This window comes from Enterobacter sp. T2 (genome assembly GCF_010692925.1).
Lineage (GTDB): Bacteria > Pseudomonadota > Gammaproteobacteria > Enterobacterales > Enterobacteriaceae > Enterobacter > Enterobacter kobei.
Window position 1 is genome coordinate 1,340,185 of record NZ_CP048736.1, and the last position, 25,388, is coordinate 1,365,572.

General features: G+C 55.1%; 20 protein-coding genes. 18 read left to right on the forward strand and 2 right to left on the reverse strand.

Annotated elements, in window-relative coordinates:
- Window positions 1–223: 223 nt before the first annotated feature.
- The 7 genes from G0034_RS06335 to nei all read left to right on the forward strand — a co-directional run bounded on the left by G0034_RS06335 (window position 224) and on the right by nei (window position 5,942).
- Complete coding sequence (locus tag G0034_RS06335) at window positions 224–430, forward strand: YbfA family protein (protein ID WP_028019445.1); 207 nt, start codon at window positions 224–226, stop codon at window positions 428–430.
- Between the two features lie 211 nt (window positions 431–641).
- On the forward strand, window positions 642–2,054 hold the full coding sequence (phrB, locus tag G0034_RS06340) for a deoxyribodipyrimidine photo-lyase (protein ID WP_014883029.1): 1,413 nt from the start codon (window positions 642–644) through the stop codon (window positions 2,052–2,054).
- Between the two features lie 10 nt (window positions 2,055–2,064).
- Window positions 2,065–2,808, forward strand: coding sequence for a type 2 GTP cyclohydrolase I (locus tag G0034_RS06345; protein ID WP_179121311.1), 744 nt, complete (start codon window positions 2,065–2,067; stop codon window positions 2,806–2,808).
- A 14-nt stretch (window positions 2,809–2,822) separates the two neighbouring features.
- Window positions 2,823–3,479 (forward strand): 5-oxoprolinase subunit PxpB, encoded by a 657-nt coding sequence (gene pxpB, locus G0034_RS06350; RefSeq protein WP_023336926.1) that lies wholly within the window; start codon window positions 2,823–2,825, stop codon window positions 3,477–3,479.
- Window positions 3,473–4,405 carry a 5-oxoprolinase subunit PxpC gene (pxpC, locus tag G0034_RS06355; RefSeq protein ID WP_023332415.1) on the forward strand — a complete coding sequence of 311 codons (933 nt, stop codon included), beginning with the start codon at window positions 3,473–3,475 and terminating at the stop codon, window positions 4,403–4,405. Before pxpB ends, pxpC begins: the two co-directional genes overlap by 7 nt.
- Window positions 4,392–5,132 (forward strand): 5-oxoprolinase subunit PxpA, encoded by a 741-nt coding sequence (pxpA, locus tag G0034_RS06360; RefSeq protein ID WP_023332416.1) that lies wholly within the window; start codon window positions 4,392–4,394, stop codon window positions 5,130–5,132. The genes pxpC and pxpA overlap by 14 nt, the downstream gene beginning before the upstream one ends.
- An 18-nt stretch (window positions 5,133–5,150) precedes the next feature.
- Window positions 5,151–5,942, forward strand: coding sequence for an endonuclease VIII (nei, locus tag G0034_RS06365; protein WP_059372972.1), 792 nt, complete (start codon window positions 5,151–5,153; stop codon window positions 5,940–5,942).
- Window positions 5,943–6,026: 84 nt separating this feature from the next.
- On the opposite strand, the gene G0034_RS06370 is transcribed toward nei, so the two are convergent.
- Window positions 6,027–7,310 (reverse strand): citrate synthase, encoded by a 1,284-nt coding sequence (locus G0034_RS06370; protein ID WP_014883035.1) that lies wholly within the window; start codon window positions 7,308–7,310, stop codon window positions 6,027–6,029.
- A 639-nt stretch (window positions 7,311–7,949) separates the two neighbouring features.
- Here G0034_RS06370 and sdhC point away from each other — a divergent pair.
- From sdhC to sucD, 8 genes are all read left to right on the forward strand, one after another.
- Window positions 7,950–8,354 carry a succinate dehydrogenase cytochrome b556 subunit gene (gene sdhC, locus G0034_RS06375; RefSeq protein WP_020684965.1) on the forward strand — a complete coding sequence of 135 codons (405 nt, stop codon included), beginning with the start codon at window positions 7,950–7,952 and terminating at the stop codon, window positions 8,352–8,354.
- The gene (gene sdhD / locus G0034_RS06380; RefSeq protein ID WP_008501088.1) at window positions 8,348–8,695 is read left to right on the forward strand and encodes a succinate dehydrogenase membrane anchor subunit; all 348 of its coding nucleotides are present in this window, start codon (window positions 8,348–8,350) and stop codon (window positions 8,693–8,695) included. Before sdhC ends, sdhD begins: the two co-directional genes overlap by 7 nt.
- Window positions 8,695–10,461, forward strand: coding sequence for a succinate dehydrogenase flavoprotein subunit (gene sdhA, locus G0034_RS06385; protein WP_014883036.1), 1,767 nt, complete (start codon window positions 8,695–8,697; stop codon window positions 10,459–10,461). The genes sdhD and sdhA overlap by 1 nt, the downstream gene beginning before the upstream one ends.
- A gap of 15 nt (window positions 10,462–10,476) precedes the next feature.
- Window positions 10,477–11,193, forward strand: a complete 717-nt coding sequence (sdhB, locus tag G0034_RS06390) for a succinate dehydrogenase iron-sulfur subunit SdhB (RefSeq protein WP_014883037.1) — start codon at window positions 10,477–10,479, stop codon at window positions 11,191–11,193.
- Between the two features lie 238 nt (window positions 11,194–11,431).
- Complete coding sequence (gene sucA / locus G0034_RS06395) at window positions 11,432–14,239, forward strand: 2-oxoglutarate dehydrogenase E1 component (protein WP_014883038.1); 2,808 nt, start codon at window positions 11,432–11,434, stop codon at window positions 14,237–14,239.
- 14 nt (window positions 14,240–14,253) lie between these two features.
- Window positions 14,254–15,477, forward strand: coding sequence for a 2-oxoglutarate dehydrogenase complex dihydrolipoyllysine-residue succinyltransferase (odhB, locus tag G0034_RS06400; protein WP_014883039.1), 1,224 nt, complete (start codon window positions 14,254–14,256; stop codon window positions 15,475–15,477).
- Between the two features lie 83 nt (window positions 15,478–15,560).
- Window positions 15,561–16,727 (forward strand): ADP-forming succinate--CoA ligase subunit beta, encoded by a 1,167-nt coding sequence (sucC, locus tag G0034_RS06405; protein ID WP_006809579.1) that lies wholly within the window; start codon window positions 15,561–15,563, stop codon window positions 16,725–16,727.
- Window positions 16,727–17,596, forward strand: a complete 870-nt coding sequence (gene sucD, locus G0034_RS06410) for a succinate--CoA ligase subunit alpha (RefSeq protein ID WP_008501094.1) — start codon at window positions 16,727–16,729, stop codon at window positions 17,594–17,596. The genes sucC and sucD overlap by 1 nt, the downstream gene beginning before the upstream one ends.
- Before the next feature lie 83 nt (window positions 17,597–17,679).
- On the opposite strand, the gene G0034_RS06415 is transcribed toward sucD, so the two are convergent.
- Window positions 17,680–18,396 carry a GntR family transcriptional regulator gene (locus tag G0034_RS06415; RefSeq protein ID WP_014883040.1) on the reverse strand — a complete coding sequence of 239 codons (717 nt, stop codon included), beginning with the start codon at window positions 18,394–18,396 and terminating at the stop codon, window positions 17,680–17,682.
- 171 nt (window positions 18,397–18,567) lie between these two features.
- Between G0034_RS06415 and mngA the strand changes: the two genes are divergently transcribed.
- The 3 genes from mngA (at window position 18,568) to cydA (ending at window position 25,378) form a co-directional block, all read left to right on the forward strand.
- On the forward strand, window positions 18,568–20,484 hold the full coding sequence (mngA, locus tag G0034_RS06420; RefSeq protein ID WP_179120635.1) for a PTS 2-O-a-mannosyl-D-glycerate transporter subunit IIABC: 1,917 nt from the start codon (window positions 18,568–18,570) through the stop codon (window positions 20,482–20,484).
- 23 nt (window positions 20,485–20,507) lie between these two features.
- Window positions 20,508–23,138, forward strand: coding sequence for a mannosylglycerate hydrolase (mngB, locus tag G0034_RS06425; protein WP_023336932.1), 2,631 nt, complete (start codon window positions 20,508–20,510; stop codon window positions 23,136–23,138).
- A 671-nt stretch (window positions 23,139–23,809) separates the two neighbouring features.
- Window positions 23,810–25,378 carry a cytochrome ubiquinol oxidase subunit I gene (gene cydA, locus G0034_RS06430; RefSeq protein WP_014883043.1) on the forward strand — a complete coding sequence of 523 codons (1,569 nt, stop codon included), beginning with the start codon at window positions 23,810–23,812 and terminating at the stop codon, window positions 25,376–25,378.
- Window positions 25,379–25,388 lie beyond the last annotated feature (10 nt).

Genomic DNA, 25,388 nt, shown 5'->3' on the forward strand with positions numbered 1-25,388 from the left:
AAAAAAAGTATAAAAATGGCAAAGCCCACAATTTAACTATTGGTAAGTAAATTGTTAACTTTTTTGTAACTAAATTACGGCGCGAGTGTAAATATTCACTAAACGAATGAAAATAAGTGGTCGGATGAGTAGTAAAATTACACGCAAAGCGATATTATTTTATCCAGGTCACAGATTTTGAATTTTCCGGATGACGTTTCCGGCCAACTATAGGGGAGAAAATATGGATCTTTATAAAGAGTTTCCGGCTCATATCGTGTTCATGCGTCGCACTTTCGCCGTAGTGGCTGGCGTGCTGGCCCTGCCGGTGATGCTGTTCTGGAAAGATCGCGCTCGTTTTTACAGCTATCTGCACCGCGTCTGGGCGAAAACCAGCGAGAAGCCGGTGTGGATGGATCAGGCCGAGAAAGCGACCTGCGACTTCTACTAAAAAAAGAAAGACTACACATAGCAATAAAAAAACCGCCAATAGCAATGGGTAATGCCAGTCAGTTACTTAACTGACTGGCATTACCACCCCCCCGGGCGGCCTTTTTTATTTCATCCCGTCTACACTTCATGGCAAAGTACAGTAAAAGCTCGCCACTTTTTCCTTTGGTGGCGTGCCCTTACGGACATAATGGATATTTGCCTGGAGTTTTATGCCCACCCATCTGGTTTGGTTTCGCGCAGATCTGCGCGTACATGACAACATCGCTCTCGCGGCAGCCTGTCGTTCTGAGGATGCCAGCGTGCTGGCACTGTTCATCGCCACGCCCGAACAGTGGCAGCAGCATGATATGGCACCGCGCCAGGCAGCTTACCTCAAATCACATCTGAACGTTCTGCAACACTCGCTTGCTGAAAAAGGTATTCCGCTAATCTACAAAGAGGTCAGTGATTTTGCCGCGCAGCTTCAGATGCTGCAGGCGATCTGTCAGCAAAACGGCGTCACACACCTTTTTTATAACTATCAGTACGAGCTGAACGAACAGCGGCGGGATCGCCAGCTGGAAAACATGCTGGACGGGGTAGTTTGTGAAGGATTTGATGACAGCGTCATGCTGGCGCCGGGCAGCGTCATGACCGGCAGTCACGAAATGTACAAAGTGTTTACGCCGTTTAAAAATGCGTTTGTTAAACGCCTGAAAGAGGCGCTGCCTGAGTGCGTGGCCGCGCCCGCTGTTCGGGGCGATGCCATAACCGATCTGCCTGAATTAACGTTTAACTATCCCCAACAGTCGTTCGACGATCTTCTGTTCCCTGCCAGTGAGAAATCGGCGATTGCGAAGCTGCGCCAGTTTTGCAAGCAGGGCGCGGGAGAGTACGACGCGCGCAGGGATTTCCCGGCGGTTGAAGGGACAAGCCGATTATCGGCCTGCCTGGCATTGGGCGTGCTCTCTCCTCGCCAGTGTCTGCATCGTCTCCTGGCCGAGCAGCCGCAGGCGCTGGACGGCGGGACGGGGTCGGTGTGGCTGAACGAACTGATCTGGCGTGAGTTCTATCGCCATCTGATGACTTATCATCCCGATCTCTGCAAGCATCGCCCGTTCATTCCCTGGACCGATAACGTAAAATGGCAGCACGACGAGGCGCGTTTACTGGCCTGGAAAAAGGGGGAGACGGGCTATCCGATTGTTGATGCCGCGATGCGCCAGTTGAATGAAACCGGGTGGATGCACAACCGTCTGCGAATGATTACCGCCAGCTTCCTGGTGAAAGATCTGCTTATCGACTGGCGTGTCGGGGAGCGTTATTTTATTTCTCAGCTGATCGATGGCGATCTGGCAGCGAATAATGGCGGATGGCAGTGGGCGGCCTCTACCGGTACCGATGCGGCTCCCTATTTCCGGATTTTCAATCCGACCACTCAGGGACAAAAATTTGATGCTAACGGCGACTTTATTCGTCGCTGGTTGCCCGCGCTCAGGCATGTTCCTGCGAAAGCGATCCACGACCCGTGGGCATGGGCGGATAAACAGGGCGTAAAGCTCGATTATCCCCGCCCGATTGTTGACCATAAACAGGCGCGCGTCGCCACGCTGGCGGCCTATGAAGCCGCCCGTAAAGCTTAAGAGAGTGATGATGAAAAACAGCGAACTGGAAAGCCTGATTAACGAAAAACTCAATACCGCCGCCTTCAGCGATTACGGCCCGAATGGGCTGCAGGTGGAAGGCCGTGAGACAGTGCAAAAAATCATCACCGGCGTGACGGCAAGCCAGGCATTGCTGGATGAAGCGGTGCGTCAGGAGGCCGATGCGATCATTGTTCACCACGGTTATTTCTGGAAAAACGAATCACCGATTATTCGCGGTATGAAGCGCAACCGCCTGAAAACGCTGTTGGCCAATGACATCAACCTGTACGGCTACCACCTGCCGCTGGATGCACACCCGGAACTGGGGAATAACGTCCAGCTGGCGCAGCTGTTGGGGATCACTGTGATGGGCGAAATCGAGCCACTGGTCCCGTGGGGAGAGCTGTCGATGCCGGTTCCGGGTCTGGAGCTGGCCTCGTGGATCGAAGCACGTCTCGGGCGTCGTCCGCTGTGGTGTGGCGACACGGGGCCGGATACCGTTAAGCGCGTTGCCTGGTGTACCGGCGGCGGTCAGGGCTTTATCGACAGCGTCGCGCGTTTTGGTGTTGATGCGTTTATTACCGGTGAAGTCTCTGAGCAGACGGTTCACTCAGCCCGTGAACAGGGGCTGCATTTTTACGCGGCAGGCCACCATGCCACCGAGCGTGGCGGTATCCGCGCCCTCAGTGAATGGCTGACGGAAAATACCGATCTGGATGTGACCTTTATTGATATCCCTAATCCCGCCTGATGAGAGGTGCCCGAGTGCAGAGAGCGCGTTGTTATCTTCTGGGTGAAAGCGCAGTTGTACTGGAACTTGAACCGCCGGTCACGCTTGCCACGCAAAAGCGTATCTGGCGGCTGACACAGCGTCTGGTTGACATCCCGGAAGTGGTAGAAACCATTCCTGGCATGAATAACATTACCGTCGTGCTGCGCAACCCGCAGACAAAGGCGCTGGATGCTATTGAACGTCTTCAGCGCTGGTGGGAAGAGAGCGAAGCGCTGGAGCCGGAATCGAGAATGATTGAAATCCCGGTCGTCTATGGCGGCACGGGTGGACCGGATCTTGGCGTGGTGGCGGATCACTGCGGATTAACGGAGAAGCAGGTTGTTGAGCTGCACAGTTCGGTGGATTACGTGGTCTGGTTTCTGGGGTTTCAACCCGGCTTCCCGTATCTTGGCGGATTATCCCCTCAGCTGCATACGCCGCGCCGGGCCGAGCCACGCCTGAGCGTTCCCGCGGGAACGGTGGCGATTGGCGGCGAACAAACCGGAATTTATCCGCTCACCTCGCCGGGCGGCTGGCAGCTTATTGGGCACACCGCCATGCCATTATTTGAACCGGGGCAGGAGGCACCCATTCTCCTTCGTCCTGGCGATACCCTTCGCTTTATCCCGCAGAAGGAGGGGGTATGTTAACGTTACTTCGCGCAGGGCTTTATACCTCGGTACAGGATGCCGGCCGCTTTGGCCTGCGCCAGTCTGGCGTGAGCTACTGCGGTGCGCTTGATCGTCCTTCGCTGGAGATTGCCAACCTGCTGGTGGGTAACGCAGGCAGCACGGCGGCGTTAGAAATTACGCTGGGTCAGTGCGTGATTGAGTTTGGTCAGGAAACCTGGTTTGCGTTGACCGGCGCAGGTTGTGACGCCACGCTAGACGGCAAAGCGGTGTGGACCGGCTGGCGGTTGCGGGCGAAAGCCGGGCAACGTCTGATGCTGAAACGGCCTCTGCACGGCGTGCGCAGTTACCTTGCGGTAGCGGGGGGCATTGACGTGCCGGAGGTGCTGGGGTCAGCCAGTACCGATCAGAAAGCGGGCATAGGCGGGCATGAGGGACGTTCGCTGCGCGATGGCGATCGTCTGGCGATTAAGCCGTCAACACGCGATTTCTCGACGACGCAGGGCGTAAAACAGTTGCTGTGGGGGAACGTGATCCGCGCCTTACCGGGGCCGGAATATCAGGAGTTCGATGACGCTTCTAAAGAGTCTTTCTGGCGTTCGCCGTGGAAGATTAGCCCGCAGAGTAACCGCATGGGCTACCGCCTGCAGGGGCAGCCGCTGACCCGCACAACCGACCGGGAGTTGCTCTCCCACGGCTTATTGCCTGGCGTCATTCAGGTTCCGGGCAATGGTCAACCCATTGTGCTGATGAACGATGCGCAGACGACGGGCGGTTATCCGCGCATTGCCTGCATTATTGACGCGGATCGCTACCATCTGGCGCAAATTCCCCTCGGTCAGCCGATCCATTTCGTGCAATGTTCGCTGGAGGAGGCGCTGAAAGCGCGGCAGGATCAGCAGCGTTATCTCGAACAGCTGGCGTGGAGGCTTGATGGTAAAGATTGATTTAAATGCCGATCTGGGGGAGGGGAGCCGCGCCGACGCAGAGCTGATGACGCTGGTCTCTTCGGTTAATATCGCCTGCGGCTTTCACGCGGGTGATGCGCAAACCATGCTGGAGAGCGTGCGCAATGCCATTAAAAACGGCGTGGCGATAGGCGCTCACCCGAGCTTTCCCGACCGGGAGAACTTTGGCCGTACGGCGATGGACCTGCCGCCGGAGACGGTCTACGCTCAGATGCTTTACCAGATTGGCGCGCTGGAGGCGATAGTGCGCGCTGAGAAGGGCGTACTGCGCCACGTGAAGCCGCACGGCATGCTTTACAATCAGGCGGCGAAAGATCCTGCTCTGGCGGACGCCATTGCCCGCGCGGTGCGGGATTGTGACTCTCAGCTGATTCTGGTGGGCCTGGCGGGCAGCGAGCTGATCCGCGCCGGGCAGCGCCTGGGGTTAACCACCCGCCAGGAAGTGTTTGCCGACCGGGGATATCAGCCTGATGGCAGCCTGGTGCCGCGAACGCAGGCCGGGGCGCTCATTACCGACGAAGGTAAAGCGCTGGCGCAGACGCTGGAGATGGTGCGCGCCGGGCGTGTCACCGCTGTGGATGGTACATCGGCAAACGTTCAGGCCGATACGGTATGCTTACATGGCGACGGCGAGCATGCGCTCCAGTTTGCGCGGCGCCTGCGGGCAGCGTTCTCTGATGAGGGTATTCTTGTCAGCGCAGAATAATCATTTAAGGACAATAACATGCCAGAAGGTCCGGAGATCCGCCGCGCGGCGGATAGCCTGGAAGCGGCGATAAAGGGCAAACCGCTGACGGATGTCTGGTTTGCCTTTCCGCAACTCAAACCGTTTGAATCACAGCTGCTGGGGCAGACGGTGACCCATATTGAAACGCGCGGGAAAGCCTTACTCACGCACTTTTCCCATAACCTGACGTTATATAGCCATAACCAGCTTTACGGCGTCTGGCGCGTGGTTAACGCGGGTGAACAGCCGCAAACCACCCGTGTGCTGCGGGTCAGGCTGCAAACGGCGGATAAAGCCATCCTGCTTTACAGCGCGTCGGATATCGAAATGTTAACGCCTGAGCAGTTGCTCGTTCATCCGTTCTTGCTGCGCGTTGGGCCGGATGTGCTGGATATGCGCCTGACGGCGGGCGATGTGAAAGCCCGTTTGCTGTCACCCAAATTTCGCAATCGGCAGTTTTCCGGTCTGTTTCTCGACCAGGCCTTTCTGGCCGGGCTCGGCAACTACCTGCGGGTGGAAATCCTTTGGGAAGCCGGGCTGGCGCCGCAGCATAAAGCTTCGCAGCTCAGCGATGAACAGCTGGAAGCGCTGTCCCATGCGCTGCTGGACATTCCGCGTTTATCCTACACGACGCGCGGCGTGGTAGATGAGAACAGGCATCACGGGGCGCTGTTCCGGTTTAAGGTGTTTCATCGGGCGGGGAAAAAGTGCGAGCGATGTGGCGGGATTATAGAGAGGACAATGCTTTCCTCAAGACCGTTTTACTGGTGTCCCGGGTGCCAGATGTAAAAAAGCCGGGTGGCGGCTACGCCTTACCCGGCCTACATTTCGCACTTGTAGGCCCGGTAAGCGTGAGCGCCACCGGGCTTGTTTTTAGCGCTTAATATCAGACTTAAAATCACGCTGCTCGTAGCCGGTATACAGCTGACGAGGACGGGCGATTTTCATGCCTTCGCTGTGCATTTCGTTCCAGTGCGCAATCCAGCCTACGGTACGGGCCATGGCGAAGATTACGGTGAACATGGAAGACGGAATACCCATCGCTTTCAGAATGATACCGGAGTAGAAGTCGACGTTCGGGTAGAGTTTCTTCTCGATGAAGTACGGGTCGTTCAGCGCGATGTGTTCCAGCTCCATCGCCACTTCCAGCAGATCATCTTTGGTACCCAGTTCTTTCAGCACTTCGTGGCAGGTTTCACGCATCACGGTGGCGCGTGGGTCATAGTTTTTGTAAACACGGTGACCGAAGCCCATCAGGCGGAAGGAGTCATTCTTGTCTTTCGCGCGACGCACGAATTCAGGAATGTGCTCAACGGTGCTGATCTCTTCCAGCATCTTCAGTGCCGCTTCGTTCGCACCGCCGTGCGCCGGTCCCCACAGGGAGGCGATGCCCGCAGCGATACAGGCGAACGGGTTCGCGCCTGAAGAGCCCGCGGTACGGACGGTAGAGGTGGAAGCGTTCTGTTCGTGGTCAGCGTGCAGGATCAGGATACGGTCCATTGCGCGTTCCAGCACCGGGTTCACTTCGTACTCTTCGCACGGCGTGGAGAACATCATGCGCAGGAAGTTACCGGCGTAGGAGAGGTCGTTACGTGGATACACAAACGGCTGGCCGATGGAGTATTTGTAACACATCGCCGCCATGGTAGGCATTTTGGACAGCAGACGGAACGCCGCGATATCACGGTGACGCGGGTTATTCACGTCAAGGGAGTCGTGGTAGAACGCCGCCAGCGCACCGGTAATCCCGCACATCACCGCCATCGGGTGAGAGTCACGACGGAACGCATGGAACAGACGGGTAATCTGCTCATGGATCATGGTGTGACGGGTGACGGTGGTTTTGAATTCATCGTACTGCGCCTGCGTTGGCTTTTCGCCGTTCAGCAGGATGTAGCACACTTCCAGATAGTTGGATTCGGTGGCTAACTGATCGATGGGGAAGCCGCGATGGAGCAGGATACCTTCGTCACCGTCAATGTAGGTGATTTTGGATTCGCAAGATGCGGTAGAGGTAAATCCAGGGTCAAAGGTAAATACTCCTTTGGAACCCAGCGTACGGATATCAATAACATCCTGACCGAGCGTGCCTTTTAGCACATCCAGTTCAATAGCATCACCACCGTTGAGGGTGAGTTTTGCCTTTGTATCAGCCATTTACGGTCTCCTTAGCGCCTTATGCTTAAGACTGCGCTTTACCGGATTTGCTTTCAGCTGTTAATCACCGTTACCAGATTGTTATTTGGCTTACCGCTCAGCTCACGAGGACAAACCAGGGTACAGAGCTATGGCGCCTTGCAGGTAAACGAATGAAATATCAGTGAAACAACAGCAAATCAGCGTTTTTGCAGTCCGAATTATTCAAACCTGTATATCACTAATAACTGTCCTGATAACTTCGGTCAATACCATCACACTGTTACATAACTATTTGTCAGGTGAAAGAGAGACCTCATAACTTTTGCGCATTATATGCCTTTTCTGATGACGTTTGTAACAATATTGTTTAACATTTGTCAAATCAGATGATTAAAAATTAAAAAGATGTTGTTATCGTGACCCTGATCACTGTTCCAGAGAAAACCCGACAAACTGTATGTAGGTTAATTGTAATGATTTTGTGAACGGCCTATACTGCCGCCAGGTCTCCGGAACACCCTGCAATCCCGAGCCACCCAGCGTTGTAATGTGTCGTTGAAGCATCTGGAAGCATTGTTTTGCATGACGCGCAGTTATAGAAAAGGAACGCTGCTTGACCCGCATCGCAGTCCGGAGGAAGGAAACAATAAGAACAGCATGTGGGCGTTATTCATGATAAGAAATGTGAAAAAACAAAGACCTGTCAATCTGGATCTGAAAACGATCCGGTTCCCCGTAACAGCAATAGCGTCCATTCTGCACCGTGTTTCAGGTGTAATTACGTTTGTGGCGGTCGGCATTCTGCTGTGGTTACTGGGTACCAGCCTCTCCTCCCCTGAAGGATTCCTCCAGGCCTCTGCCATCATGAACAGCTTCTTCGTGAAATTCATCATGTGGGGCATTCTGACCGCGCTGGCGTACCACGTCGTCGTGGGTGTTCGTCATATGCTGATGGACTTTGGCTACCTGGAAGAGACGTTCGAAGCCGGGAAACGCTCCGCTAACATTTCATTTGTGATTACTGTCGTGCTTTCACTTCTCGCAGGAGTTCTCGTATGGTAAGCAACGCCTCCGCATTAGGACGCAACGGCGTACATGACTTCATTCTTGTCCGTGCTACCGCCATCGTTCTCACCCTTTACATCATCTATATGATTGGTTTCTTCGCGACCAGCGGTACGCTGACGTGGGAAATCTGGAGTGGGTTCTTCGGATCCGCCTTCACCAAAGTGTTCACCCTGCTGGCGCTGTTCTCCATCCTTATTCATGCGTGGATTGGTATGTGGCAGGTGTTGACCGATTACGTTAAACCGCTGGCGATTCGCCTTCCTCTGCAGCTGGCCATTGTCGTTGCACTGGTGGTTTACGTTATTTATGGATTCGTTGTGGTGTGGGGTGTGTAATGAAACTGCCAGTCAGAGAATTTGATGCTGTTGTGATTGGTGCCGGTGGCGCAGGTATGCGTGCCGCACTGCAAATTTCCCAGAGCGGTCAGACCTGTGCGCTGCTCTCTAAAGTGTTCCCGACCCGTTCCCACACAGTATCCGCGCAGGGCGGTATTACCGTTGCGCTGGGTAACTCCCATGAAGATAACTGGGAATGGCACATGTACGACACGGTAAAAGGTTCCGACTACATCGGCGACCAGGATGCCATCGAATATATGTGTAAGACCGGCCCGGAAGCGATTCTGGAGCTGGACCACATGGGGCTGCCGTTCTCCCGTCTGGAAAACGGCACCATCTATCAGCGTCCGTTTGGCGGCCAGTCGAAAAACTTCGGCGGCGAGCAGGCGGCACGTACCGCAGCGGCGGCTGACCGTACAGGCCACGCACTGCTGCACACCCTGTATCAGCAGAACCTGAAAAACCACACCACCATCTTCTCCGAGTGGTATGCGCTGGATCTGGTGAAAAATGCCGATGGCGCAGTGGTCGGTTGTACCGCGCTGTGTATCGAAACCGGTGAAGTCGTTTACTTCAAAGCCCGCGCAACCGTGCTGGCCACCGGCGGTGCAGGCCGTATTTACCAGTCCACCACCAACGCCCACATCAACACCGGTGACGGTGTTGGCATGGCAATCCGCGCAGGCGTGCCGGTTCAGGATATGGAAATGTGGCAGTTCCACCCAACCGGTATCGCCGGTGCCGGCGTTCTGGTAACAGAAGGCTGCCGTGGTGAAGGCGGCTACCTGCTGAACAAACACGGCGAACGCTTCATGGAGCGTTATGCCCCGAATGCGAAAGACCTGGCGGGTCGTGACGTGGTGGCGCGTTCCATCATGATCGAAATCCGTGAAGGCCGCGGCTGTGATGGCCCATGGGGTCCACACGCGAAGCTGAAACTCGACCATCTGGGTAAAGAGGTGCTGGAATCCCGTCTGCCGGGCATTCTGGAGCTGTCTCGTACCTTCGCACACGTCGACCCGGTGAAAGAGCCAATTCCTGTTATCCCAACCTGCCACTACATGATGGGCGGTATTCCGACCAAAGTGACCGGTCAGGCGTTGACCGTGAACGAGCAGGGTGAAGATGTGGTTATTCCTGGCCTGTTCGCCGTAGGTGAAATTGCCTGCGTATCCGTTCACGGCGCAAACCGTCTCGGCGGCAACTCGCTGCTGGACCTGGTGGTATTCGGCCGTGCAGTTGGTCTGCATCTGCAGGAATCCATTGCCGAGCAGGGCGCGCTGCGTGACGCGACCGACGACGAAATTGATGCCTCTCTTGAGCGCCTCAACCGCTGGAACGGCAACCGTAACGGCGAAGATCCGGTGGAAATCCGTAAAGCACTCCAGGAATGCATGCAGCATAACTTCTCGGTATTCCGCGAAGGTGACGCAATGGCCAAAGGTCTTGAGCAGTTGAAAGCGATCCGCGAGCGTCTGAAAAATGCCCGTCTGGATGACACCTCCAGCGAGTTCAACACCCAGCGCGTTGAATGCCTGGAGCTGGATAACCTGATGGAAACCGCATTCGCGACCGCGATGTCGGCAAACTTCCGTACCGAGAGCCGTGGCGCGCATAGCCGCTTCGACTTCCCGGATCGTGATGACGAAAACTGGCTGTGCCATTCCCTGTATCTGCCAGAGTCGGAATCCATGACGCGTCGTAGCGTCAACATGGAACCGAAACTGCGTCCGGCGTTCCCGCCGAAGATTCGTACTTACTAATGCGGAGACAGGATAATGAAACTCGAATTCTCAGTTTATCGTTATAACCCGGATGTTGATGATGCTCCGCGTATGCAGGACTACACCCTGGAAGCGGAAGAAGGTCGCGACATGATGCTGCTGGATGCGTTAATCCAGCTGAAAGAAAAAGATCCGACACTGTCGTTCCGTCGCTCCTGCCGTGAAGGGGTCTGCGGCTCTGATGGCGTGAACATGAACGGCAAAAATGGCCTGGCCTGCATCACGCCCATTTCCGCGTTGCAGCGTCCTGGTCAGAAAATTGTTATCCGTCCTCTGCCAGGCCTGCCGGTCGTGCGTGATTTGGTGGTAGACATGGGGCAATTCTATGCACAATATGAGAAGATTAAGCCTTACTTATTGAATAATGGGCAAAATCCACCCGCTCGCGAGCACTTACAGTCTCCTGAGCAGCGTGAAAAACTCGATGGGTTGTACGAGTGTATTCTCTGCGCATGTTGTTCAACGTCCTGTCCGTCGTTCTGGTGGAACCCGGACAAGTTTATCGGCCCGGCCGGTCTGCTGGCTGCCTATCGCTTCCTGATCGATAGCCGCGACACCGAAACCGAGAGTCGTCTGGAAGGACTGAGTGACGCTTTCAGCGTATTCCGCTGCCATAGCATCATGAACTGCGTCAGTGTATGTCCGAAGGGACTGAACCCGACGCGCGCCATCGGCCATATTAAGTCGATGCTGCTGCAGCGCAGTGCGTAAGTAAAAACGCCGGATGGCGCTGCGCTTATCCGGCCTACGTAACAGTAGGCCCGGTAAGCGTAGCGCCACCGGGAAAATTGCAGAAACCTTTAAAAACTGCCCTGAAGTTTAGACAGTTTCTAAAGGTTCCTTCGCGGGCCAAATGAAAAGAGCTCGCAGGTGAACCCCGGCACGTACACGTGGTGTGCGTGGTAGTTTCTACGGCGAAAGTAAGCATAAAAATGCTTAAGGGATCACGATGCAGAACGGCGCAATGAAAGCCTGGCTGGACTCTTCTTTCCTTTCTGGTGCGAACCAGAGCTGGATTGAACAGCTCTATGAAGACTTCTTAACCGATCCTGACTCAGTGGACGCAAACTGGCGTTCCATGTTCCAGCAGTTGCCTGGCACAGGGGTCAAACCGGATCAATTCCATTCCAAAACACGTGATTATTTCCGTCGTCTGGCGAAGGATGCCTCACGTTACTCTTCTGCGATTTCCGACCCTGACACAAATGCGAAGCAGGTTAAAGTCCTGCAGCTTATCAACGCTTATCGCTTCCGTGGTCACCAGCATGCGAATCTCGATCCGCTGGGACTGTGGCAGCAAGAACGTGTGGCCGATCTCGATCCGGCGTATCACGATCTGACCGAGGCCGATTTCCAGGAAAGCTTTAACGTAGGTTCTTTTGCCATCGGCAAAGACACGATGAAGCTGGGCGAACTTATTGATGCGCTCAAGCAAACCTACTGCGGCTCCATCGGCGCGGAATACATGCACATTACCTCTACCGAAGAGAAACGCTGGATCCAGCAGCGCATCGAATCCGTAGCGGGCCATGCGAATTTCTCAGCAGACGAGAAAAAACGTTTCCTTGGCGAACTGACTGCAGCAGAGGGCCTTGAGCGCTATCTGGGCGCGAAATTCCCGGGCGCAAAACGCTTCTCGCTGGAAGGCGGCGACGCGCTGGTGCCGATGCTGAAAGAGCTGATTCGTCATGCAGGCAAGAGCGGTACCCGTGAAGTGGTACTGGGCATGGCGCACCGTGGTCGTCTGAACGTCCTGGTCAACGTGCTGGGTAAAAAACCGCAGGACCTGTTCGACGAATTTGCGGGCAAACATAAAGAGCACCTCGGCACCGGCGACGTGAAGTACCACATGGGCTTCTCGTCTGATATCGAAACCGAAGGCGGTCTGGTTCACCTGGCGCTGGCGTTTAACCCGTCACACCTGGAGATCGTCAGCCCGGTGGTTATCGGTTCCGTGCGTGCGCGTCTGGATCGTCTGGACGAGCCAAGCAGCAACAAAGTGCTGCCAATCACCATTCACGGTGATGCGGCGGTAACCGGGCAGGGCGTGGTTCAGGAAACCCTGAACATGTCGAAAGCGCGTGGTTATGAAGTGGGCGGTACCGTTCGCATCGTGATCAACAACCAGGTGGGCTTCACCACCTCTAACCCGCTGGATGCCCGCTCTACACCATATTGCACCGACATCGGTAAAATGGTTCAGGCGCCGATCTTCCACGTGAACGCGGACGATCCGGAAGCTGTCGCTTTCGTGACCCGTCTGGCGCTGGACTTCCGTAATACCTTCAAACGCGATGTGTTCATTGACCTCTTCTGCTACCGCCGTCACGGCCACAACGAAGCGGATGAGCCAAGTGCAACCCAGCCGCTGATGTATCAGAAAATCAAAAAACACCCGACGCCACGCAAAATCTATGCTGACAAGCTGGAAAGCGAAAAAGTGGCGACGCTGGAAGATGCGACCGAACTGGTCAACCTCTACCGCGATGCGCTGGATGCGGGTGAATGCGTAGTGAAAGAGCTGCGTCCGATGAACATGCACTCCTTTACCTGGTCGCCGTACCTCAACCACGAGTGGGATGAGAGCTACCCGAACAAGGTTGAGATGAAGCGTCTGCAGGAGCTGGCTAAACGCATCAGCACCGTACCAGACGCTATCGAGATGCAGTCTCGCGTGGCGAAAATCTATGCTGACCGTCAGTCCATGGCAGCAGGTGAGAAGCTGTTTGACTGGGGTGGCGCGGAAACGCTGGCTTATGCAACGCTGGTTGACGAAGGCATTCCCGTGCGTCTGTCCGGCGAAGATGCGGGCCGTGGCACCTTCTTCCACCGTCACGCGGTGGTTCACAATCAGTCTAACGGTTCAACCTATACCCCACTGCAGCACGTCCACAACGGTCAGGGCCAGTTCAAGGTCTGGGACTCCGTACTGTCTGAAGAAGCGGTACTGGCCTTCGAATACGGCTACGCCACCGCTGAACCACGCACCCTGACCATCTGGGAAGCGCAGTTCGGTGACTTCGCGAACGGTGCGCAGGTCGTTATCGACCAGTTCATCTCCTCCGGCGAGCAGAAGTGGGGCCGCATGTGTGGTCTGGTCATGCTGCTGCCGCACGGTTATGAAGGCCAGGGTCCGGAGCACTCCTCCGCGCGTCTGGAACGCTATCTGCAACTTTGCGCTGAGCAGAACATGCAGGTTTGCGTGCCGTCCACTCCGGCTCAGGTCTACCACATGCTGCGTCGTCAGGCACTGCGCGGTATGCGCCGTCCGCTGGTGGTCATGTCTCCGAAATCCCTGCTGCGCCATCCGCTGGCGGTATCCAGCCTGGATGAGCTGGCAAACGGCACCTTCCTGCCAGCCATCGGTGAGATTGACGAGCTGGATCCGCAGGCCGTGAAGCGTGTGGTGATGTGTTCTGGTAAGGTTTATTACGACCTGCTGGAACAGCGCCGTAAGAACGATCAGAAAGATGTCGCCATCGTGCGTATCGAACAGCTTTATCCGTTCCCGCATCAGGCGATGCAGGAAGTGCTGAAACCTTACGCTCACGTTCATGATTTTGTCTGGTGCCAGGAAGAGCCGCTTAACCAGGGCGCATGGTACTGCAGCCAGCATCATTTCCGTGAAGTGATTCCATTTGGGTCCGCTCTGCGTTACGCAGGTCGCCCGGCCTCCGCCTCTCCGGCGGTAGGGTATATGTCCGTTCACCAGAAGCAGCAACAAGATCTGGTCAATGACGCGCTGAACGTCGATTAATTAAAGGATACATAATGAGTAGCGTAGATATTCTTGTTCCCGACCTGCCTGAATCTGTAGCAGATGCGACCGTCGCTACCTGGCACAAAAAACCAGGCGATGCCGTTAAGCGCGATGAAGTGCTGGTAGAAATCGAAACTGACAAAGTGGTACTGGAAGTACCGGCTTCGGCGGATGGCGTACTGGACGCGGTGCTGGAAGATGAAGGTACGACCGTCACCTCTCGTCAGATCCTGGGTCGCCTGCGTGAAGGCAACAGCGCGGGTAAAGAGTCCAGCGCCAAGTCTGAAGAGAAAGCCTCTACGCCGGCTCAGCGCCAGCAGGCTTCTCTGGAAGAACAGTCTAACGACGCCCTCAGCCCGGCGATCCGTCGCCTGCTGGCTGAACATAGCCTTGACCCGGCTGCCATCAAAGGCACCGGTGTGGGTGGCCGTCTGACGCGTGAAGACATCGACAAGCACCTGGCGAAAGCACCTGCTCAGGCAGAAGCGAAAGCCCCTGCGGCAGCGCCAGCAGCAGCTCAGCCTGCTCTGGGTGCCCGCAGCGAAAAACGCGTCCCAATGACGCGCCTGCGTAAGCGCGTGGCCGAGCGTCTGCTGGAAGCGAAAAACTCCACCGCGATGCTGACCACCTTCAACGAAGTGAACATGAAGCCAATCATGGACCTGCGTAAGCAGTACGGTGACGCGTTTGAAAAACGTCACGGTATCCGTCTGGGCTTTATGTCCTTCTACGTGAAGGCTGTCGTTGAAGCGCTGAAACGCTACCCGGAAGTGAACGCGTCCATCGATGGCGATGACGTGGTTTACCACAACTATTTCGACGTCAGCATGGCGGTTTCTACTCCACGTGGTCTGGTCACCCCGGTTCTGCGTGATGTGGATACCTTGGGTATGGCTGACATCGAGAAAAATATCAAAGAGCTGGCTGTTAAAGGCCGCGACGGCAAGCTGACCGTAGACGACCTGACCGGCGGTAACTTCACCATTACCAACGGCGGCGTATTCGGCTCGCTGATGTCTACCCCGATCATTAACCCGCCGCAGAGCGCGATCCTGGGTATGCATGCCATTAAAGATCGTCCGATGGCGGTAGACGGTAAAGTTGAGATCCTGCCAATGATGTACCTGGCGCTCTCTTACGATCACCGCCTGATCGACGGCCGCGAGTCCGTGGGCTTCCTGGTTGCCATTAAAGAGCTGCTGGAAGATCCAACGCGTCTGCTGCTGGACGTCTAGTTTTGCAGTCTTGCCCGGCGGCGTATGGCTGCCGGGCCACTAAAAGCACTACCTAACGATTACCTGAAGGATGGATAGAACACATGAACTTACATGAATATCAGGCCAAACAGCTGTTTGCCCGGTATGGCTTACCGGCTCCGGTGGGTTATGCCTGTACTACCCCGCGTGAAGCAGAAGAAGCCGCATCTAAAATCGGTTCCGGCCCGTGGGTAGTTAAATGTCAGGTTCACGCTGGTGGCCGTGGTAAAGCGGGCGGTGTGAAGGTTGTTAAGAGCAAAGAAGAGATTCGTGCGTTTGCTGAACATTGGCTCGGCAAACGTCTGGTGACCTACCAGACAGATGCAAACGGCCAGCCGGTTAACCAGATCCTGGTTGAAGCAGCGACCGATATCGCTAAAGAGCTGTACCTGGGCGCGGTTGTTGACCGTAGCTCCCGTCGCGTGGTGTTCATGGCGTCTACCGAAGGCGGCGTGGAAATCGAAAAAGTGGCGGAAGAAACCCCACATTTGATCCACAAAGTGGCGATCGATCCGCTGGCAGGCCCAATGCCTTACCAGGGTCGCGAGCTGGCGTTCAAACTGGGTCTGGAAGGCAAGCTGGTTCAGCAGTTCACCAAGATCTTCATGGGTCTGGCGACTATCTTCCTGGAGCGCGACCTGGCGCTGATCGAGATTAACCCGCTGGTGATCACCACCCAGGGCGATCTGATCTGCCTCGACGGCAAACTGGGCGCTGACGGCAACGCGCTGTTCCGCCAGCCGGATCTGCGCGAAATGCGCGACCAGTCTCAGGAAGACCCGCGTGAAGCACAGGCTGCACAGTGGGAACTGAACTACGTGGCGCTGGACGGCAACATCGGCTGTATGGTCAACGGTGCGGGCCTGGCAATGGGCACCATGGACATCGTTAAGCTGCACGGTGGTGAGCCAGCGAACTTCCTCGACGTGGGCGGTGGCGCAACCAAAGAGCGCGTGACCGAAGCGTTCAAAATCATCCTCTCTGACGACAATGTTAAAGCGGTTCTGGTTAACATCTTCGGCGGCATCGTTCGTTGCGACCTGATCGCCGACGGTATCATTGGTGCGGTAGAAGAAGTGGGTGTTAACGTTCCGGTGGTTGTACGTCTGGAAGGTAACAACGCTGAACTCGGCGCGAAAAAACTGGCTGACAGCGGCCTGAATATTATTGCAGCGAAAAGTCTGACGGATGCAGCTCAGCAGGTTGTTGCCGCAGTGGAGGGGAAATAATGTCAGTTTTAATTAATAAAGATACCAAGGTTATCTGCCAGGGCTTCACCGGTAGCCAGGGGACTTTCCACTCCGAACAGGCGATTGCCTACGGTACGCAGATGGTTGGCGGCGTCACGCCAGGTAAAGGTGGCACCACGCACCTGGGCCTGCCGGTGTTCAACACCGTGCGTGAAGCCGTAGAAGCGACGGGCGCAACCGCGACCGTTATCTACGTTCCGGCACCGTTCTGCAAAGACTCCATTCTGGAAGCGATCGACGCGGGCATCAAACTGATCATCACCATCACTGAAGGTATCCCGACGCTGGATATGCTGACCGTGAAAGTGAAGCTGGATGAAGCCGGCGTGCGCATGATCGGCCCGAACTGCCCAGGCGTCATCACGCCAGGCGAATGCAAAATCGGCATCATGCCGGGTCATATTCACAAGCCGGGCAAAGTGGGCATCGTGTCCCGTTCCGGTACCCTGACCTATGAAGCCGTTAAGCAGACCACCGATTACGGCTTCGGCCAGTCCACCTGTGTGGGCATCGGCGGTGACCCGATCCCGGGCTCTAACTTCATCGACATCCTGAAACTGTTCCAGGAAGATCCACAGACCGAAGCGATCGTGATGATTGGTGAGATCGGTGGTAGCGCGGAAGAAGAAGCGGCTGCTTACATCAAAGAACACGTGACCAAGCCGGTTGTCGGTTACATCGCGGGTGTGACCGCGCCGAAAGGCAAGCGTATGGGTCACGCAGGGGCGATCATCGCCGGTGGTAAAGGTACGGCTGACGAGAAATTCGCAGCGCTCGAAGCCGCAGGCGTGAAAACCGTTCGCAGCCTGGCGGATATCGGCGAAGCACTGAAATCCATCATTAAGTAAGTCCTCTCTGCTCCCCGACAGGGGAGCGTTGAAGTAAAAAAATGTCCGTTTCGACATGGTTGGCCGCTGAAAAGCGGCCTTTTTTATTGCCTGCGTTTGGCAACGAGCGTGAACTTGTAATCGTCGGTATTGAAGACGTTGCGACTGTATTCAAATACCCGTCCGTCCTTCAGGAAACCGCGGGAGGCTTTTTCCAGGATCGGTTTGGCCGGATCGAGCGCCAGCGCGGCGATCGCCTCCTCTGATGGCATGATCGGCACCAGCTCCTGCTCGCTGCGATCGATAACCATTTTTTTGATCTGCTCGACGTAGTGGTATTTCGAATTTTCCATCACGTCCCAGGTGAGGTCGGGGAACATTGCCAGCGGCATCCATGTCTCTTCCAGGTTAACCGGCTTCTGCTTGATGAAGCGTACGCGCTTCACGTGCCAGACTTTATCCTCCGGATTGATGGCCAGCGTTGCCGCAAGCCGCTCATCGGCTTTCACCACTTCAAAAATTTTAACATCACTGTGCGTATCGACGTTTCGGTCCGCCAGCTTTTCGTAAAAACCGGTGAGCTGGTAGATATCGTAATTTACGCGTTCCTCTTTTACATAAGAGCCGCTGCCCTGAATGCTTTCGATAATCTGCTCATCAGCCAGCAGTTTCAGGGCCTGCCGGACGGTGACACGGCTAACGCTAAACGTCTCCTGAAGGCTGGACTCCGTCGGGAGCGCGTCACCGGGTTTTAACTCCCCGGCGTTAATTTTCTCGCGAAACGCATCGGCTATCTGCCGGTACATCGGTTTATTACCCATTTGATTGCGCCTGCTTAATACCTTTTCAGGGAATTATGCATTCAACTGATGATTTGTAAATAATACAAATAAAATACAAATTGGCTTATTAGTGAAAGTGATCACATAAATGTATTATAAGATCTGCCAGAATCCATCCCAGACAATAACGATCTAAATGTGAGGATCCCTATGAACCTGACGACCCTGACCGATCCGCGTGCAGTTTGCGTTCAGGCGCGGTTTTCCTGCCGGGATGAGGCAATCCGTCAGCTTGCGACACGTCTGGTGGCGCTGGGCAAAATCGCTGATGCCGATGCTTTTCTTAAAGAAGTTTTCCATCGGGAATCGCTTGGCCCCACCGCCCTGGGCGAAGGGCTGGCGGTGCCCCACGGAAAATCAGCCGTCGTGAGAGAAGCGGCCTTCGCCGTGGCAACGCTGCGCGAACCGCTGGAGTGGGAAGGCGTGGACGGACCGGAAGAGGTTGAGCTGATATTTCTTCTCGCCATTCCTCCTGCCGAAGCGGGGTCGACACATATTCAGGTACTGACGGAACTGACGTCTCGCCTGGCGGATGACGATCTCCGGGCGCGCGTGATGGCAGCCACCACGGCGGAAGATGTGCTTGCTGCCCTGGAAGCGACCCCTGAAGCGCAAGAGGCCGCCGTTGCGGTGAATGCCCCGACGATCGTTTGCGTTACCGCCTGTCCGGCTGGAATTGCGCATACCTATATGGCTGCGGAATACCTGGAAAAAGCGGGACGCAGGCTGGGCGTCAACGTGGTGGTCGAAAAGCAGGGTGCGAACGGCATTGAGGGGCGCATCACTGCGCAGCAGTTGAAGGAGGCGAAAGCATGCATTTTTGCCGCAGACGTGGCGATCAAAGAGCGTGAGCGTTTTCAGGGGATCCCCGCGATTTCCGTCCCCGTTGCGGAGCCCCTGCGCCATGCTGAAGCGCTAATTGAGCGCGCGCTGGCGCTACGGCCTTCATCCGAAGCGGGTCATGAATACGTCGATACCGAAACGAAAACGGGCGTAAAAAGTGAGCTCAAACAGGCGCTCCTCAGCGGGATCTCCTTTGCGGTGCCGCTGATCGTCGCTGGCGGTACGGTGCTGGCCGTGTCGGTACTGCTGGCGCAAATCCTGGGCTTGCAGCACTTGTTCGACCAGGAAAACTCGTGGCTGTGGATGTACCGCAAGCTTGGCGGCGGCATGCTCGGAATTTTGATGGTTCCCGTTCTGGCCGCGTATACCGCTTACTCGCTGGCGGATAAACCCGCGCTGACACCGGGATTTGCTGCTGGTCTTGCTGCCAATATGATCGGCTCCGGTTTTCTGGGGGCTATCGTGGGCGGCCTGATCGCGGGTTACCTGATGCGCTGGGTAAAAAATCACATCCGCCTGAGTAGCCGCTATAACGGCTTTTTAACCTTTTATCTCTATCCGGTCATTGGCGTGCTGGGGGCGGGTAGCCTGATGCTGTTTGTGATCGGCGAACCGGTGGCCTGGCTTAATAACACGCTCACCGTCTGGCTTAATGGTCTGTCCGGTGCGAATGCGCTGCTCCTGGGGGCGCTCCTCGGCTTTATGTGTTCATTTGATTTGGGCGGGCCGGTCAACAAAGCCTCTTACGCGTTTTGCCTGGGCGCGATGGCGAACGGCGTATACGGTCCCTATGCCATCTTTGCCTCCGTCAAAATGGTCTCGGCCTTTACCGTGACGGCGTCAACGATGCTGGCTCCGGGACTGTTTAAACCGTTTGAAATTGAAACCGGTAAATCAACGTGGCTGCTCGGACTCGCGGGCATTACCGAAGGGGCGATTCCGATGGCGATAGAAGATCCCCTTCGCGTCATTGGCTCCTTTGTGCTCGGCTCCATGGTAACCGGCGCGATTGTTGGGGCGATGGGGATCGGGCTGTCTACCCCGGGGGCGGGTATTTTCTCTCTCTTTTTACTTCACGACGCAGGGCTGACCGGTGTGGTTGCCGCGGCGGGCTGGTTTGGCGCGGCGCTGCTGGGGGCCGCTATCTCCACGTTTATTCTGCTGCTCTGGCGACGCCAGGCGGTAAAAAAGGGCAAATACGTCACTGAAGACGCCATACGGTAAAAACTCACACACAGGAAACGAAGATGAAAGCTGTATCTCGCGTTCATATCACACCGCATATGCACTGGGACCGTGAGTGGTATTTCACCACCGAAGAGTCACGTATTCTTCTGGTCAATAATATGGAAGAGATCCTGACCCGCCTGGAGCAGGATGACGAGTATAAATATTACGTCCTTGATGGGCAGACGGCGGTGCTGGAGGATTATTTTGCCGTCGTGCCTGAAAACCGCGCGCGCGTGAAGGCCCTTGTCGAGCGCGGAAAACTGATTATCGGCCCCTGGTATACCCAGACTGATACCACCCTCGTCAGCGGCGAGTCGATCGTCCGCAACCTTATGTATGGCATTCGCGACTGTATGGCGTTCGGCGAGCCGATGAAAATCGGCTATCTGCCCGATTCATTTGGTATGTCCGGTCAGCTTCCGCATATTTATAACGGGTTTGGCATAACGCGGACCATGTTCTGGCGCGGCTGCTCGGAACGACACGGAACCGATAAAACGGAATTTCTCTGGCAGAGCCAGGACGGCAGCGAAGTGACGGCACAGGTGCTGCCGCTGGGCTACGCGATTGGTAAGTACTTACCGGAGGACGAAGCGGGGCTGCGAAAGCGGCTCGACAGCTATCTCGAGGTGCTGGAAAGCGCCTCCGTCACCAAAGAGATTTTGCTGCCCAACGGTCACGATCAGATGCCGCTGCAGCAGAATATTTTTGCAGTAATGGACAAGCTGCGAGAAATCTATCCCCAGCGTCAGTTTGTGATGAGCCGGTTCGAAGAGGTATTTGACCACATCGATGCGCACCGCGATGAACTGGCGACGGTAAAAGGGGAGTTTATCGACGGGAAATACATGCGCGTTCACCGGACAATCGGCTCTACGCGCATGGACATCAAAATCGCCCATGCGCGTATTGAGAACAAAATTGTCAATATCCTCGAGCCACTGGCGACCCTTGCCTGGACGCTGGGCTTCGATTACCACCACGGTCTGCTGGAGAAAATGTGGAAAGAGATCCTCAAAAACCACGCTCACGACAGCATCGGTTGCTGCTGCAGCGACAAAGTGCATCGTGAGATTGTCTCCCGCTTCGAACTGGCTGAAGACATGGCAGACAACCTGGTGCGTTTCTATATGCGCAAGATTGTCGACAACATGCCGCAAAGCGATGCCGATAAGCTGGTGATGTTCAACCTGATGCCCTGGCCGCGTGAAGAGGTGATGAACACCACCATCCGACTGCGTGCCAGCCAGTTCCGTTTGCGGGATGATAAAGGTAACGAGATCCCGTATTTCATTCGCAGCGCACGCGAACTCGACCCCGGTCTCATCGACCGACAGATTGTCCATTACGGCAATTACGAACCGTTTATGGAGTTTGATATTCAGCTCAGCCAGATACTGCCGTCGATGGGGTACCGTACGTTGTTTATCGAACCGAACGTGGCCGGGAAGCAGCGCGCAGCGGTGAAAAACACAGAATCCTTCCTTGAAAATGCGTTCTGGCAGGTTGATTTCAATGAAGACGGCACGTTGCGCCTGCGTGACAAAGAAACCGGGCTGATTTATGACCGCGTACTGGAAATCGAAGAGAGTTCGGATGATGGCGATGAGTACGACTACTCGCCTGCCCGGGAAGAGTGGAGGCTCACTTCAGCACAGGGTGAGCATCAGGTTGAGGTGACGCATGAAGGCTGGCAGAGCAGGGCGGTGATCCGTCATCGGATCGCTGTTCCGGCTAATCTGGCCGAACGCACGGCGCGTCAGAGGAACGGTTCTCTCAGCGCTGAGTGTGAAATCACGCTTAGTCACAACAGCAGACGCATTGATGTGGCGGTTCGTCTGGACAATCAGGCTGACGACCACCGCGTTCGCGTGCTGATCCCAACGCCGTTTACAGCCCAGGAGGTGTTAGCGGATACGCAGTTTGGTACGGTCACGCGTGCTGCGCAGGATCCCGCCATGCAAAACTGGCAGGAGGAGGGCTGGAAAGAAGCGCCGGTTCCCGTCTGGAACTTACTCAATTACGCCGTCCTGCAGGAGAAACGAAACGGGCTGGCGCTGTTCACCGAGGGACTGCGCGAATTTGAAGTGGTGGGCGAGGATAAAAAAGCCTTTGCCGTAACCTTGTTGCGTGGCGTGGGGCTACTCGGCAAAGAAGATTTGCTGTTGCGTCCCGGCAGACCATCAGGGATCAAACTGCCCGTTCCTGACTCCCAGGTTCGGGGCGCGTTAAGCTGTCGCTTTAGTCTCTTCAGTTTCAGCGGTACGCCGGAAAATGCGGGTGTCGCGCAGCAGGCTAAATCGTGGTTAACGCCCGTACAGTGCTACAACAAAATTCCCTGGGATGCCATGAAACTGAACCGCGCACCGTTTACCACGCCGGAAAGTTACAGTTTATTAGCGCTTTCGCCAACGGGATGTGTGCTCAGTGCTCTCAAAAAGGCGGAAGATCGTGATGAGCTTATTCTTCGTCTGTTTAACCCGTCAGCGTCCAGCGCATGTGATGCGACGTTATCTGTGAATCCGACGGTGAAACGGTGCTGCGAAACGGACATGAATGAACAGGTGTTAGCGCAGCATGAAGGCGAGGGCATTGCCGGGGTATTCAGGCCTGGACAGTCACGCACCTTTAGCGTGCTTGTCGGCTGAAAACAGTGATAAAAGGCTGCAGCGTTAGCGGCCTTTTTTCATTGAATAATCACACCGTGGTGTTAACTTATGGGGTGATAAAGGTAAATTAAATGTAATTTCTAAGGGTTGCAGAAAAGCAATGGAAAAATAATCTGGCTCGACTACGCTTTATTGTTGGTCGCGCTTGAAAAGGACAATTTCTCTCGCGTTAATAAAAATCACTTCTGTTTATATTTTTTCCTTCTTCGATAACCTATCACATCCTTGTATGTACATATCGTTAACATGGTTTTTACCATTCTCACCGCGATTAAACATGATTAACATTGCTGCTGGTTTTTGATTTAAATCAATGTTTAATCCTTGGAAAAAGGCGTTGAAAAGCGCTAAATTGTTCCCGATCAAAATGGCCGAAAAGTGGTAATTTTGCTATAAATTGATCGCCGTCGAAAAACGTAAATGTGATTCAATAAAAACCTGTTTATTGTAAGGGTTTTGCAGCGTATTATATTTGCGGGATCAATTTGAGTTTTTTATTAACCTATTTGTAACCTGACGTCATCGTTTTTATCCTTCTTCAGGGTAATAACGACGACCAGGATGCGAATAATTTGTATTGGGGCATGCGTGTGGATCTCTTCTGACGGGGTTCACTCTCGGAGTCTTCATGCGATGAGCAAGGAGTCATAATGTTAGACGTAGTCGAACTGTCGCGCTTACAGTTTGCCTTGACCGCGATGTACCACTTCCTGTTTGTGCCGCTGACGCTCGGTATGGCGTTCCTGCTGGCCATTATGGAAACGGTTTACGTCCTCTCCGGCAAACAGATTTATAAAGATATGACCAAGTTCTGGGGCAAGTTGTTTGGTATCAACTTCGCACTGGGCGTGGCCACCGGTCTGACCATGGAGTTCCAGTTCGGGACTAACTGGTCATATTATTCCCACTATGTAGGGGACATCTTCGGTGCGCCGCTGGCCATTGAAGGTCTGATGGCCTTCTTCCTCGAATCCACCTTTGTAGGTCTGTTCTTCTTCGGCTGGGACCGTCTGGGTAAAGTTCAGCATATGGCCGTCACCTGGCTGGTGGCATTAGGTTCGAACCTGTCCGCGCTGTGGATCCTGGTGGCGAACGGCTGGATGCAGAACCCCATCGCGTCTGATTTCAACTTCGAGACCATGCGTATGGAGATGGTCAGCTTTGCCGAGCTGGTCCTGAACCCGGTTGCACAGGTGAAATTCGTTCACACCGTGGCTTCTGGTTACGTGTGCGGCGCGATGTTCATTCTGGGCATCAGCTCTTACTACATGCTGCGCGGTCGTGACTTCGCCTTTGCTAAGCGCTCCTTTGCTATCGCTGCAAGCTTCGGTATGGCTGCCATCCTCTCTGTTATCGTTCTGGGTGATGAATCCGGTTACGAAATGGGTGACGTGCAGAAAACCAAACTGGCTGCAATCGAAGCTGAATGGGAAACTCAACCCGCGCCTGCTGCCTTTACGCTGTTCGGTATTCCCGATCAGGACGCGCAGGAAAACCGCTTCGCGATTCAGATCCCTTACGCGCTGGGTATCATCGCCACCCGTTCTGTTGATAAGCAGGTCACTGGTCTGAAAGAGCTGATGGTTCAGCACGAAGAGCGTATCCGTAACGGTATGAAAGCCTACTCGCTGCTGGAACAGCTGCGTGCCGGTTCGACCGATCAGGCGGTACGTGACCAGTTCAACGACGTGAAGAAAGATCTGGGTTACGGTCTACTGCTGAAACGCTATACCCCGAACGTTTCTGATGCGACGGAAGCGCAGATCCAGATGGCGACCAAAGACTCCATTCCGCGTGTTGCGCCACTGTACTTCGCATTCCGTATCATGGTGGGCTGCGGCATCATCATGCTGCTGATCATTGCGGCTTCCTTCTGGTCCGTCATTCGTAACCGCATCGGCGAGAAAAAATGGCTGCTGCGCACGGCGCTGTACGGTATTCCACTACCGTGGATCGCTATCGAATCCGGCTGGTTTGTTGCGGAGTATGGCCGTCAGCCATGGGCCATTGGTGAGGTACTGCCAACGGCGGTAGCGAACTCTTCCCTGACTGCAGGCGACCTGATCTTCTCCATGCTGCTGATTTGCGGTCTGTACACCCTGTTCCTGGTGGCTGAACTGTTCCTGATGTTCAAGTTCGCGCGCCTTGGCCCAAGCAGCCTGAAAACCGGTCGCTATCACTACGAGCAGTCCACTGCGACTACTCAGCCGGCACGCTAAGACAGGAGTC